Source organism: Agrococcus terreus (assembly GCF_014645235.1).
Taxonomy (GTDB): domain Bacteria; phylum Actinomycetota; class Actinomycetes; order Actinomycetales; family Microbacteriaceae; genus Agrococcus; species Agrococcus terreus.
Genome location: NZ_BMLM01000001.1, coordinates 486,515 through 499,348, shown reverse-complemented (window position 1 = coordinate 499,348; position 12,834 = coordinate 486,515). Strand labels below are relative to the sequence as shown.

The 12,834-nt window shown below is 74.6% G+C and carries 9 protein-coding genes; all 9 read right to left on the bottom strand.

Annotated elements, in window-relative coordinates; genetic code table 11:
• Positions 1–3: 3 nt before the first annotated feature.
• The 9 genes from IEW90_RS02420 to IEW90_RS02380 all read right to left on the bottom strand — a co-directional run bounded on the left by IEW90_RS02420 (position 4) and on the right by IEW90_RS02380 (position 12,833).
• Positions 4–1,182 (bottom strand): hypothetical protein, encoded by a 1,179-nt coding sequence (locus IEW90_RS02420; protein WP_188715677.1) that lies wholly within the window; start codon positions 1,180–1,182, stop codon positions 4–6.
• The gene (locus IEW90_RS02415) at positions 1,179–1,496 is read right to left on the bottom strand and encodes a flagellar protein FlgN (RefSeq protein WP_188715676.1); all 318 of its coding nucleotides are present in this window, start codon (positions 1,494–1,496) and stop codon (positions 1,179–1,181) included. Before IEW90_RS02415 ends, IEW90_RS02420 begins: the two co-directional genes overlap by 4 nt.
• A 76-nt stretch (positions 1,497–1,572) precedes the next feature.
• The gene (locus tag IEW90_RS02410) at positions 1,573–1,860 is read right to left on the bottom strand and encodes a WXG100 family type VII secretion target (protein WP_188715675.1); all 288 of its coding nucleotides are present in this window, start codon (positions 1,858–1,860) and stop codon (positions 1,573–1,575) included.
• A 110-nt stretch (positions 1,861–1,970) separates the two neighbouring features.
• Positions 1,971–6,581, bottom strand: a complete 4,611-nt coding sequence (locus IEW90_RS02405; RefSeq protein ID WP_188715672.1) for a type VII secretion EssC family protein — start codon at positions 6,579–6,581, stop codon at positions 1,971–1,973.
• Positions 6,578–7,324 carry an FHA domain-containing protein gene (locus IEW90_RS02400; protein WP_188715670.1) on the bottom strand — a complete coding sequence of 249 codons (747 nt, stop codon included), beginning with the start codon at positions 7,322–7,324 and terminating at the stop codon, positions 6,578–6,580. The genes IEW90_RS02405 and IEW90_RS02400 overlap by 4 nt, the downstream gene beginning before the upstream one ends.
• Positions 7,317–8,813, bottom strand: a complete 1,497-nt coding sequence (locus IEW90_RS02395) for a serine/threonine-protein kinase (RefSeq protein WP_188715669.1) — start codon at positions 8,811–8,813, stop codon at positions 7,317–7,319. The genes IEW90_RS02400 and IEW90_RS02395 overlap by 8 nt, the downstream gene beginning before the upstream one ends.
• Positions 8,810–10,366, bottom strand: coding sequence for an FHA domain-containing protein (locus IEW90_RS02390; protein ID WP_188715667.1), 1,557 nt, complete (start codon positions 10,364–10,366; stop codon positions 8,810–8,812). Before IEW90_RS02390 ends, IEW90_RS02395 begins: the two co-directional genes overlap by 4 nt.
• On the bottom strand, positions 10,363–11,187 hold the full coding sequence (locus IEW90_RS02385; RefSeq protein WP_188715665.1) for a PP2C family protein-serine/threonine phosphatase: 825 nt from the start codon (positions 11,185–11,187) through the stop codon (positions 10,363–10,365). Before IEW90_RS02385 ends, IEW90_RS02390 begins: the two co-directional genes overlap by 4 nt.
• Complete coding sequence (locus IEW90_RS02380) at positions 11,184–12,833, bottom strand: RDD family protein (RefSeq protein WP_188715662.1); 1,650 nt, start codon at positions 12,831–12,833, stop codon at positions 11,184–11,186. Before IEW90_RS02380 ends, IEW90_RS02385 begins: the two co-directional genes overlap by 4 nt.
• Position 12,834: the final 1 nt, after the last annotated feature.

Below are 12,834 nucleotides of genomic sequence, written 5' to 3'. Positions count from 1 at the left end.
ACGTCAGCCCTGGACCGCATCGGAGACGGTGTCGAGCGTCGGGTAGACCGAGCCGAACATCGCGTCGGCCATGCCGCCGAGGCCCTCCGCGAGGTTGCCGGGCACCTGGCCCGGCTGGAAGCCGCCGAGGCGGCGCACGACGTCGCCGTACGAGCCGGGCAGCTGCCACGGCGTGTGCCGCAGCTGCATGATCGCCTGCGTGCCGAGCGTCGCCTGGCGGAGCTCCGGGATGACGCGGTTGCCCATGCCCGACCACGCCTGCGCGGCCGCCGCGCGGGTCGATCGCAGGTTCTGCGCGCCGCGGATGAAGTCGTCGCCGAAGTGCGCGGCGACCGCCGAGACGCGGGAGCCGCGGCTCGCACCGCTGATCACGGGGCCGAGCTTGGCGAGCTTGCCGAAGGGCACGATGCTCAGCGCGGCGAACGCGACGTCGGTGCCGGTCTTCCTGCCCTCCACGGCGAGGATGATGGTGCCGAGGAGGGCGACGACGCCCACCACGAGCGCGATCGCGGCGACGATCGGGCCGCCGATCACGAGGGCGACGACGACGAGGGCCACGCCGACCCAGCCGAGGATCGTCACGAAGGTGTCGAGGGCGCCGACGAAGTCGTCCCAGCGCGAGTCCTCGACGCCGCTCTCGTTGGCGTCCTCGAGGCCGTCGCGCGCCGTCTCGTACGCCGCGTCCCACGCCTCGTACGGCCCGTCGTAGGAGCGTGCCGCCGCCTCCCACTCAGCGACCGCCGTGTCGAACGCCGACTGCTTGGCGTCCTCGCCCTCCTCGTCGGCGCCCGCGAGGGCGGAGGAGGCCGACTGCACGACCTCCCACAGCGCCTCGCAGTCGCTGATGATGGGCCGGAGCGCCGTCTGCGCGTCGTCGAGCGCCTCGCCGTACGCCTTCACGGCGGCGCCGGAGGGGCTGTAGCGGATGCCCGCGGTCTTGAGGTCGCTGTGCACGTCCTCCGCGTCGGAGCGGAGCTGCTCGATGGAGAGGCCCTTGCCGACGGTGCCGTCGGCGAGGTGCTGGAGCGTGTTCGCGGCCCGCTGCATCCGGTCGCCGAGGGACTGCATGGTGCGGCCGCGCGCGATGATCGCGGCCGCGTCGCCGGAGATCTCGCGGATCTCGTTGCCGCGCTCCGGGGTCGGCGGCATGCCGCCGCGGTAGCGGAAGGAGTTCTCGGTCATCCGTCGTTCCCGTCCTGGGCCTCGGTCGCGGTCGAGAGCTCGACGTCGAGCTCCTCCCACGCGTTCTTGGTGTCCTCGACGCGCTCGTGCAGGCGCTCGAGCTTCGCCTTCAGCGTGTCGCGCTTGTCGTCCCACGCCTCCTCGAAGCGCTTGGCCTCGTCGCGCAGGCCCGAGCGGCCGAGCGGCCGGCCGATCGCGTCCTCGAGGTCCTCGCTGCGGCGGCTCGCGTCGTCGAACTCGGCGACGATGTCCTTGAGGGCGCTCGCGAGCGACTCCATGCTGCGCAGCGGGATGTCGATGTCGTCGTAGGCCACGGGGTCTCCTCGGTGTCGTGCGGGCAGAGCGCGAGGACCCGGCGCTCAGCCGGGTCCTCGCGGTGTCAGCGTCGGCTCAGCTGCCGGCCATCTGCTCGTCGAGCGACTGGATCGCCTGCATCATGCCGCGCAGCGCCTCGCCCATGTCCGAGATGCCCTCGATGGCCTGCTCCAGGCCCGTCGTCAGCTCCTCGTAGCCCTCACCGAACTTGCCCGACGCGTGCTGCGTCTTGAAGTCCTCGCCCAGCAGCGTGTCCACCGCGCTCTTGAGGTCCTTGAGGACACCCGCGATGTCCTCCTTGCCCGTGTCGAGCTTGCCCGCCGTGGACTCCATCTCGGCATAGGAAGCACCGAAGTCGCTCATGGTCCCGTTCCCTTCATCGTTCCCGAATCATGGCCCACCCGGACCATCCGAGGAACACGCTACGGAACGCCCGCTGAGGGGTCGATGGGGAGGACTCCCCATGCCCCGCCTCAGTCGCGGTCGGGCACCGCCTGCAGCGTCTCCTCCTGCACCGCGGGCGCGGGAGCGGGCGTCGACGCGAGGGTCGGCGCGGCGGCCGCGCGCGGCTCCGTGCGCTCCGGCACGAGCGGCAGCTGCACCGTGACGGCGCGGCCGTTCTGCACGAAGATGCCGCGACCCTCCGGGAAGTCGGAGCGCTTGACCTTCGGGAACGGCACCTTGAACACCGAGTCGCCGTCGTACGCGTCGGGCTTCAGCACGATGCCCTTGCGGCCGGCCTTGAAGTCGCCGATGAAGCCGTAGCCGCCCGTGACCTGCGTGACGTCGGCGTCGCCGATGAGCAGGTGGTCGCTGCGGTTGATGGCCTGGAACAGCTCCTTCATGGGCCGCTCCGCCTCGGAGTCGGCGAACTGGGGCACGTTCTCGACCACGACGACGATGCGGCCGGGCACCGTCTCGTCGGCCACGACCTCGGCGAGCTCCTTCGCGAGCTCCTTCGCCGCGTCCGGCCGCGTGACGCTCCGCACCCAGGGGCGGAAGTCGTGCAGCACCGACCGCCGGCCGGCGAAGTGGAACAGCCGCACCTGCGGGTCGAGCCGCTCCATCGCCACGACGAGCGCCTTGAGGGCGTTCGTCTTGCCCGACTGCGGCGGGCCGGCGACGATGAACGTGCCGATGGGGTCGAAGTCGCGCGGCGCGAGGGTGTCCTCCGCGACGCCGATGACGGGGAACTCGTCGATGCGGTCGGGCAGCTGCTGCAGCGAGAGCCGGGTCGGCAGCGCGCCGATCTCGTCGACGTCGCGCGCGCCCTGCGCCCGCAGCGCCTCCGCCAGCTGGCCCATGAGCTTCGTCTGCTCGGCCACGTTCGGCGTGCCGCCGAGCACCGCGACCTGCATCTCGAGCCCGTCGACGATCGCACGGCCCGGCGCCGACCGGTCGTCGAGCACGTCCTTCGGCGCGCCGACGAGCGTGTACGCCGACTCGTCGGCGAGCCGCATGACGACGCGGCGCGAGATGTTCGAGCTCACCGCGGTCGGCACGGCGCCCGAGCGGTCGGCCGTCGCGATCGCGTGGATCCCGAGCGGACGGCCCTCGCCGAGGATGCGCATGAACACCTGGTAGAACGGCGCCCGCGCGCTCGTCACCTCCCAGTCGGCCTTGAACTGCGGGAAGTTGTCGAGCAGCAGGAAGATGCGCGTCGCGTCCGGGTCCACGAGCTCGCGGTACTCGGTGAGGCTCGCCGCGCTCGCCGCCGCGAACGCCTTCCCGCGGCGGTCGAGCTCGCGCCCGAGCGAGCGCAGCAGGCGCTGCACGCGCTCGGCGTCGTCGCCGGCGATGATCGAGCCGACGTGCGGCAGCACCTCGAGCGCCTTCAGCGCGCCGGAGGCGAAGTCGAGGCCGTAGACCTCGGCGCGGCCGTGCTCGGGGCGCATGCCCGCGGCGGTGCCGATCGTCTTCAGCAGCGTCGACTTGCCCGAGCCGGAGGTGCCGTAGACCAGCATCGAGCCGTCGCGGTCGGGGTGCAGGTAGAGGGCGTCCTGGCGCTGGCGCTCGGGGATGTCGGCCTTGCCCAGCACGATGCGCGAGTCGCCCTCGATGGGCAGGTCGCGCAGGTCGACCGTCGTCGCGAGGTCGTCGAGCCACGGGCGGCGCGGCGCCGGGATGCGCGCGTGCTGCGAGGCGGCGATGAGGGTGCGCACGATCCGCTTCTGGTCGTTGGGGCCGAGGTCCTCGTCGTGCGCGTCCGACTCGGGCGGCGCCGCCGGCTCCCACCGCTGCAGCGATCCGAATCGCAGCTCGTCGACCTTCACGTCGGCGGCGGTGCCCTCGTCGGAGCGCGTCCAGCCGCCCGCGTAGGCCGACTGGAACGGCACGAGCCGCCCGGGGCCGGTCTTCGCGATGCCGCGGCCCGGGATGGAGGGCGGGAAGGAGGCGGCGATCGGGTCGTCGACGACATCCTTCGAGTCCGACTCGTCGGCCATGCGGAGCGCGACGCGCAGGTTGGTGTTCGCGCGCAGGTTGTCCTTGATGACGCCCGCGGGCCGCTGCGTGGCCATGATCAGGTGGATGCCGAGCGAGCGGCCGCGCTGGGCGATGTCGACGACGCCGTCGACGAACTCCGGCACCTCGCCCGCGAGCGCCGCGAACTCGTCGATGACGAGCACGAGCGCGGGCGGCGTCTCGGGGTCCTGCCGCTTCTCGAGCTCGAGCAGGTCCTTCGCCTTCTTGCGGTTGAAGAGGTGCTCGCGGTGGTGCAGCTCGGCGCGGAGGCTCGTGAGCGCGCGCCGCACGAGGTGCGGGCTGAGGTCGGTGACGAGGCCCACGCAGTGCGGCAGGTCGACGCAGTCGGCGAACGCGGAGCCGCCCTTGTAGTCGACGAAGAGGAACGTGACGCGGTCGGGGCTGTGCGCCGCGGCCATGCCGAGCACCCAGGCCTGCAGGAACTCCGACTTGCCGGCGCCGGTCGTGCCGCCGACGAGGGCGTGCGGGCCCTGCGTGCGGAGGTCGAGCGTCATCGCGTCGGTCGCGCCCTGGCCCATGATGGCGCGCAGCGTGCCCGCCTTCTTCAGCCGCGGCTTCTGCCCGCCGGAGCGGTCGAGGATCGTGTTGTTCTGCCGCCAGCGCTCGATGACCGCGTTCGGGTCCTCGGCGAGCTCGGGGCCCACGAGCGAGAGGAACATCACCGAGTCGGGGATGTCGGAGGAGTCGGTGATGACGATGCTCGCGTCGACGACCGGTGCGAGGCGCTTGGCGAACATCTGCATGTACTCGCCGGAGACGCCCTCGACGCGGACGCCCTCGTAGGCGACGCCCGACCGGACGGTGCCGGCCGTAGCGGCCTCGAGGCCCGCGGTGACGTCGACGTAGGAGCGGCAGACGGCCGGCAGCGACTCGACCGTCGGGGCGACGAACACGCCGTGGACGCCGACGGCGGCGCCGCGCTCGAGGATCTGCGTGAGGCGCGGGCGGTCGACGGGCGCGTCGTTCGTGATGACCACCACGACGGAGGTCTGGATGCTGCGGACGGCGTCCTTCGCCGCGCGCTCGACGTCGGTGCCGTACCGCATCGGGTCCCAGTCCTCGTCGTACGGGGTCTTGCGCTCGGGCGTCGCCGACTTCGAGCGGCCCATGACGAGCTCCTCGAGCGCGTTGAGCAGCGCGGTGCCGGCGGTCGCGGAGTCGGCGAGCGGCATCTCCTTGAACGGGCTCGTCTCGCTCGTCGTGTGCGGGAGCCACTTCATCCACTCGAGCTCGCCCGTCCAGTCGGCGTCGCAGAGCGCGACCGTGACGACCTCGTTGGGGGCGTGCAGGCCGTAGAGCTGCACCGCGAGGCCGCGCAGCGCGTCGGCCGCGAGCGACTTGGGGCCCGCGATGCCGATCGAGCCGACCGACTCGAACGACTCGACGATCGGCACGTCGTCGACGTGGCGGTAGCGGTCGCGGAGGCGCTCGACGCGGTCGAGGTACTCGGGCAGGCCGTCCTGCTGCTCCTCCTCCTTGATGGAGTTGCGCGACTCCGCCTGGCAGGTGCCCAGCCGCACCGAGAGGAAGTTCCAGTGCTCCGGACGCCGGGTCCAGAGCATCGGCCCGAGCCGCATCGCGTGCTCGAAGACCTCGGCGACGGGCGGCACCTCCATGCCGCGCACCGCCTCCTCCTTCGGCTTCTCGCGGTACAGCGTCTCCTCGAGCTCCTCGAACTTCTGCTCGAACATCTGCACCTCGAACTTGCGGCGCTGGCCGTTCTGCGTCTTCATGTTGATGAAGTTGCCGAGCAGCATCAGCGGCGTCATGAGGGCGACGAGGATCGAGCGCGGGTTCTCGGTGAGCGCGTACATCGCGCCGGCGAGCAGGATGGGCGCGACGAGCATCGGCCACGGGAAGAGCCGCTGGATCATCTCGCGCGGGATGCGCGGGCCGTCGAAGGCGGTGCCCGGGTAGCGGGCCTCGACGCGCGGCGAGCGGTTGAACAGCAGTGCGCCGCCGCGCTCGAGCACGGGGTCGGGGCCCGACGAGTCGAAGGCCCCCGCGAGCTGCACGGTGAGCTCGCTGTCGCCGATCGTGAAGACCGCGCCGGGCGTGACGCGCAGGCGCGAGACGAGGCCGCCGTCGACCAGCACGCCGTTGGCGGAGTTGAGGTCGACGACCTCCACGTGGGCGCCGACCTCGATGCGCGCGTGGCGCTTGGAGACGAGCGGATCCGCGAGCACGATCTGGTTCGAGGGGTCGCGGCCGATCGTCGCGTGGCCGCGGCCGAGCTGGAACTCCTGGCCGCGGAGGGGGCCGCCGACGACGCGGAGCACCGCGACGGCGTCGAGCGCGCTGCCGGCGGGACCGCCGTGGCGCGACGCCCCGGCACCGAGGTTCACGACCTGGGCGTGGAAGCCCGATCCGAGCGGCGCCTCGCCGATGAGCGCGTCGGGCTGCAGCTGCACGAGGCTCTGCTCGGTGGGCGGCGCCACCGCGAGCGAGAGCGTGTCGCCCTCGGCGACCGGGATGGAGCGGGCCGGGTCGGCGAGCGCGATCTGCCGCGCGACGTCCTCGACGGTCGCGGTGGAGTCGGCGGTGATGACGACGTCGGTGGGGTCGGCTGCGGGGCGGTGCAGCGTCAGCTTGACCTTCATGCGGTCTCCTGGTCCTGGGCGTCGTCGGCGGCGCGCAGCGAGGCGTCGTCGAGGAGGGCGAGGTCGGTGCGGGTGACGAGCTGCGACGAGACGGCGTACTCGACGAGCCGCGCTCGGCGGTTGCTCGCGAGGTTGCCGACGCCGCCGCGCAGCCCCTGCACGCCCATCCGGTCGAGCTTGTCGCAGACGTTGTCGAGCTTGCGGTTGAAGCGGCTCATCGTCCAGCCGAGCCGCTCGGCGGCGGCGCCCGAGGTGGGCAGCTCGCTCACGCCGACGCCGTCGCGGCGCAGCATCGGCTCCGCGAGCGCCACGATGAGCAGCTTCTGCAGCTGCGTGAGGCCGACGGGCATCACGGTCGTCTCGCCGGAGCTGCGACGGCGGTGCTCGGTCGACATCGCGAACGAGGGGTCGTCGCAGTGCACGCCGAGCTCGTAGGTCGTGGGGCCGGCGGTGAAGACGATCGAGCACTCCTCGAACACGATCGGCAGCCGCGCGCCGGGCGAGAGCCACGACTGCACCGCACCGCCCGCGCTCGACACCGTCGCCGAGAGCCGCGAGCCGACGTTCGACAGCCACCACAGGCCGTCCTGGAACCGCACGTCGAGGAACGCGCGGTGGAGGTACTGGTTGTCGTCGACGGTGAGGTCGCCCTCGCGGCCGATCACGAACGGGCGCTGCGGGTCGAGCGCGAACCACTCCCCCGCGAACTCCACCTGCAGCACCGGGGCCAGGGTCTCAGCCATCGACGCATCCCTCCGCATCGTTCGAGTCGCGCCCGTCGGAGCGCACGAGGCTCACGAGGATGCACGACGTGCCGTCGGGGTCGCGCTCGAGCACGACCTCGGTGGCGCTCACGCTCGAGATCACCGGGTCGGCGCCCTCCGCGACGTAGCGGTAGCGGAAGGTGTCGCCGTCCTGCGGCTGCGCGTTCGTCCAGCTGAACCGCACGGTCTCGCCCTCGATCTCGCCCTGCACCGCGATCGGCGCGGGCGGCCGCTGCGCGGCGGGCGGCGGGGCGACGGTCTGCGTGGGGTTCGCCGACACGGTCGGGGCGCCGCCGCCCGACAGCGCCATGACCACGATCCCGCCGCCGACGAGCAGCACCGCGGCGCTCGCCGCGATGGCGATCGCCGCGCCCCGGCGGCTGCGCGGCGCCGGGGCGGGCGCGGCGGCGGGGGCGTCCGGCGCGACTGCGGCGGGCGCGGGGCGCGCGCGGCGCACCGTGGCGTCGGGCACGGCCGCGGCGGCCTGCGGCGGGGCGAACGACGGGGGCGCCTCGCCGGCGTGGGGGTCGATCGAGACGACGCCGCGGATGCGCGTGGCGCCGCCGTCCTGCTCCTCCGTCTCGCCCTCGTCCATCCCCTCGTCGAGCACGTCGAGCGGCGTGACGGGCAGCGCCATCTCGGCCTCGACCTGCTGGAGCGCGCGCGCGAAGGCGACGGCGCTCGAGTAGCGGCGCGACGGGTCCGGATCCATCGCCGATGCGAGGACGGCCTCGAGCCGGGCGGGCACGTCGCTGCGGGCGAGCGGCGACAGCTCGCCGCGCTGGATGCGGTCGATGAGGTCGACGCTCGAGTTCGAGCCGCCCGGCATCTCGAAGGGCGTGCGCCCGGCGAGCAGCGTCGAGAGGGTCGCGGCGAGCGAGAAGACGTCGGAGGCGGGCGTCGACCGGGGCGGGTCGAGGAACGCCTCGGGCGGCGACCACGGGATCGACATGCCGCTCGCGTCGTCGGTGCCGCCCGCGCTCGTGGCGATGCCGAAGTCGGTGAGCGCCGGTCGGTTGTAGGCGGTGACGAGGATGTTCGCGGGCTTGATGTCGCGGTGGAGGATGCCGGCGCGGTGCGCGGTCTCGACGGCGCCGGCGATCTGCACGCCGAGCGCGAGCACCTCGGGCACCGCGAAGCGCTCGCGGCGGTAGCGCACGCCGAGGTTGGGGCGCGAGCAGTACTCCATGGCGAGGAACGGCCGGCCGTCGGGGGCCACCGCCGCCCCGTAGATCGTCACGATCGAGGGGTGCGTCGACAGCTGCGCCATGACGTTCGCCTCGTGGCGGAAGTTCTCGATGAGCTCCCGGTTCACGGCGTCCGGCAGCAGCACCTTGATCGCGACCTTCCGCGAGGGCAGCTGCTGCTCGTAGAGGAAGACGTCGGCGAAGCCGCCGGAGCCGAGCAGCGACAGGTAGTCGTAGCCGGGCAGCTCGGGCGGGGCGGAGGGCGCGCGCTTCGGGCTCACGGTGCCGACTCGATCCGGAGGACGACGTCGTCGCCGAGGTCGAGGCGGTCGCCGAGCTGCAGGATGGTCGGCGACTCGGGGCGCAGGCGCTGCGGCGCGGCGCCGTCGCGGAGCAGGAGCGTGCCGTTCGTGGACGAGAGGTCGACGGCGACGAGGTTCCAGTCGTCGACGCGCAGCTCGAGGTGGCTGCGCGAGATGTCCTCGCTGGGGCTGTCGACCGTCACGAGGCGCGGCACGCGGCCGTCCTCCACGCGGCGCGAGCGCGGCCGGCGGCCGAGCACGACGCCGCGGCCGAGCGGGATGCGCTCGCCCGAGGGCAGGACGGCGACGGCGACCTCGGGGCGGCGCCGCTGGGCTGCGGAGCCCTCGTCGATCGCGGCGCCGCAGGTGCCGCAGGTCGCGCTGCCGGGCGCGTTCACGTGGCCGACCGGGCAGAGCGTCGAGAGCACGAGCGGGCCCGTGGCCGGCGACGCGACGTCGATGCCGCCGGAGCGGGGTGCGCGGTCGCCGAGCAGGGCGCGGGCCTGCTCGGCCGTGACGGTCATCCCGTCGTGGTCGCCCTCGTCGAGCGCCGGCGACGCCGGGGCGGTCGGGGCGGGCCTCGGGGCGAGCTGCGCCCGATCGGGCTCGGGCTGCGCGGGCGCGGGCTCCTGCGGCCGCACCTCGGCGGCGGGCCGGATGAAGCCGGGCACCGAGTCGATGAGACCGCCGAGCGGGCCGGCGTGCTCGGCCGGGGCGTCGGCGAGCGCGGGCGCCTCGGGGGCGGCGGGCAGCGGGTGCTCGCCGGTCGGCGGGGCGTCCGCGACGGCGGGCGCCTCAGGAGCCTGCTCGGGCTCGGGCGCCTCGGGGTCCTGCTCCGGCTCGGGGGCGGCAGCCTCCGGCTCCGGCTCAGGGACGGCGATCTCGGGTTCGGGCGCCTCCGGCAGCTGCTCCGGCTCGGATGCCTCCGGCGTCTCCCCCGACACGGGCGCCTCGGGCGCCTGCTCCGCCGCAGCGGCAGCGGGCTCTGCCGCGGGCGCCGCAGCCGCGGGCTCGGCGCGCTCGTCGAGCACCGCCGCGGCGGCGGCCGGCGGCAGGGTCTGGCCGAAGGCGCCGTGCGCGGGCTCGACGACAGGCTCCGGCGCCGGCTCCGCGGCGGGCCCGGGCGCGGGCGCGACGCGGACCGCGGCGACGCGCACCACGCCGCCCTCGAGCGGCAGCAGGGCGCCGTCGAGCGCAGCGAGGCCGCCCGCGGCGACGACCTCGCCGGGCGCGATCGCGTCGTCGGCCCAGTCGGCGCCGAAGCGGTCGGGCAGCGGCCGGCCGTCGGCGGTGGCGGGCACGCCGTGGCGGCGCAGCAGCGCGCGCGACCCCGGCTCGTCGACCGCGCCGATGAGCGCGGCGGGCTCGGCGGCGAGCAGCGCGCGGAGGCCCGCGGCGTCGGCGACGGCGCCGAGCGCGGCGTGCAGGGCGGCGGCGCGCTCGACCGGGAGGTCGCGCTCGCAGACGACGACGGCGCGGCCGCTCGCGACGCACCACGCCTCGCCGGGCGCGTACTCGATGCGGGCGCTCATCGCCCCTCCCTCGGGATCGTGTCGTCCAGCGTCTGGACGTGCGTGTCGAACAGCTCCGCCTCGTCGAGCGCGACGGCGTCGACGTCGACGACGACGACCGACACGTTGTCGGGCGCGCCCGCGTCGAGCGCGCGCCGCAGCAGCAGCGCGGCCGCCGCGGCGGGCGAGGCGACGTCGCCGAGGATCTCGGCGAGCTCGACGTCGTCGACCTCGCCGCTCAGGCCGTCGGAGCAGACGAGCAGGCGCTGGCCGCGCTCCGCGGGGCGGAGCCAGGCGTCTGCTGGGTGCTGCTCCCCCGGGCCGAGCGCGCGGGTGATGACGTTGCGGTGCGGGTGCCGGCGCGCGTCGTCGCGGCGCAGCGCGCCGGTCTCGACGAGCTCCTGCACGACCGAGTGGTCGACCGTGACCTGCTCCAGCTCGCCGTCGGCGTAGAGGTAGGTGCGGGAGTCGCCCACGTTGAGCACGAGCCAGTGCGCGACGCCGTCGACGTCGACGAGCACCGCCCCAGAGAGCGTCGTGCCCCCGACCGGCTCGCCGACCGCCTGCGATCGCACGTCGTCGAAGGCGCGCTCCACCGACTCCTCGACGCTCGTGACGTCGGCGAGCGTGCGGCCCTTGAGGCTGCGGAACGCCTCGATCGCGAGCGCGCTCGCGACGTCGCCGGAGGCGTGGCCGCCCATGCCGTCGGCGACGAGGAAGACCGGGAACGACGCGAAGACGGAGTCCTCGTTCACCTTCCGGCGGCGCCCGGGATGCGTGGCCCCGGCCCAGCGCAGCGCGATCGACGGGTGGCTGAAGCGGAACTCCCCGATGGCGCTCATGCGCCCTCGATCACGACGCTGCGGTCGCCGAAGCGCACGACGTCGCCCGGAGCGAGGGGGAAGGGCCTGCCCGCCTCGAGCGGGTGCTCGGCGCCGGCGCGCACGACGCTCGAGCCGTTCGTCGACGCGCGGTCGACCGCGGCGAGCGGCCGCACGGCGATGAGCAGGTGCGTCTTCGAGACCGAGCGGGTGTCGTCGGCGATCGGCAGCAGGTGGTCGACGACCTCGCCCGGCGAGGGCGAGGGGTTGCGGCCGATGAGCGCGGCGCCGGTGATGGCGAAGCGCTCGCCCGAGTCGAACGCCAGCGTGGCGGCCGCCGCGCGGGCGGGGACGCGAGCACGCGTGGCCTCGAGGTCGTCGTCATCCTCCACGATCTCGATGCGCCGGACCGTGCGGTCGTCGATCTCGTCGGCGGCGGACGCGGCAGGCGCGACGGGCGCGGCCAGCGGTGCCGCCTGCGGTGCCGCCGCGTCGGGCTGCCGCGGCGCCTCGTGCTCGACCTCGACGACCGTCTCGTCGGCGATCGGGCTGGTCTGCTCGGGGCTGGCCTGGCCCGGGATCGCCGAGTCCGGGATGGCTCGCTCGCGAGCCGACGCGGGCGGCTGCCATGCCGCGGGCGCCTGCGGCGCGGCGGGCTGCTGCCAGCCGGGCGACGGTGCCGGTGCGGGTGCGGACCGATCGCGTCCGGGCACGCTGTCGACGATGCCGCCCGCGAGGCCGGGCGCGGGCGCGCTCGGCGCCGCGGCGTCGGGACGGCCCGCGCGCGGGTCGCCGCTCAGCTCGCCCGGGCGGTAGCCGCCCAGGCGGGCGCCGCCGGAGGGCATGCCGGGCACGGTGTGCGAGGGGGCCGGCTCGGTGGGCTGCTGCGAGGCGAGGCCGATGGGCCGCTGCTCCCCCGGGGCCTGGGGGCGCGCGGCGCCGACGACGCCTGAGCTCGTGCGGGCGCCGGGCCGGTACGCGAGGCCCGCGCTGTCGGCGGGGGTCGCGAGCGAGGGCAGCTGCGAGCGCTCGGCCTCCGGCTCGGCGGCGACCGTCTTGCGGGCGATACGCATCTTCTTGTCGTGGTACGGGTCGAGGCCGTCGCGCACGTCGACGAACCAGGTGCCGGCGGCGAGGTCGAGCCAGCCGCGGCCGCGCTTCTCGCGGTCGAGCAGCGGGGAGGCGAGGAAGAGCGCGGGTCCGATCACGGGCAGCAGGAACGACGCCCACAGCACGAGGCCGCGCAGCACCGAGCGGCGGATGCCGGGCCGCGCGAGCGTCCGCACGTCGACGCTCCGGATGCCGAGGAGCGCCTTGCCGAGCGTCACGCCGCGGCGGCCGTGCAGCACGAGCTGCACGATGACGAACGCGAGGGTGAGCACGCTCGAGATCGCGGTCGCGACGATCATCCACACGAGGTCGGGGTGGCTCGCGAGCCCCCACGGCTGGAGGGCGCCGGTCGCGACCTTCACGAGCGTCGGCAGCGCCACGAGCCAGTACGGCAGCTGCAGCAGCGCCCACACGGCGAACTCGATGAGCGAGGCGAGCGCGCGCCGTCCGGCGGGCGCCGGGCGCAGGCCCAGCGCCGCGGCGTACTCGGGGTCGGGGCGGCCCGTCTCGTCCAGCCCCTCGACGACCTTCCGGCCGTCCTCGATCTCCCAGATCACC

Excerpts from the sequence above, each read along its gene's own strand:
- IEW90_RS02405 (WP_188715672.1), bottom strand. The coding sequence starts at position 6,581 with ATGAAGGTCAAGCTGACGCTGCACCGCCCCGCAGCCGACCCCACCGAC.
- IEW90_RS02400 (WP_188715670.1), bottom strand. The coding sequence starts at position 7,324 with ATGGCTGAGACCCTGGCCCCGGTGCTGCAGGTGGAGTTCGCGGGGGAG.
- IEW90_RS02390 (WP_188715667.1), bottom strand. The coding sequence starts at position 10,366 with ATGAGCGCCCGCATCGAGTACGCGCCCGGCGAGGCGTGGTGCGTCGCG.
- IEW90_RS02420 (WP_188715677.1), bottom strand. The coding sequence starts at position 1,182 with ATGACCGAGAACTCCTTCCGCTACCGCGGCGGCATGCCGCCGACCCCG.
- IEW90_RS02385 (WP_188715665.1), bottom strand. The coding sequence starts at position 11,187 with ATGAGCGCCATCGGGGAGTTCCGCTTCAGCCACCCGTCGATCGCGCTG.
- IEW90_RS02410 (WP_188715675.1), bottom strand. The coding sequence starts at position 1,860 with ATGAGCGACTTCGGTGCTTCCTATGCCGAGATGGAGTCCACGGCGGGC.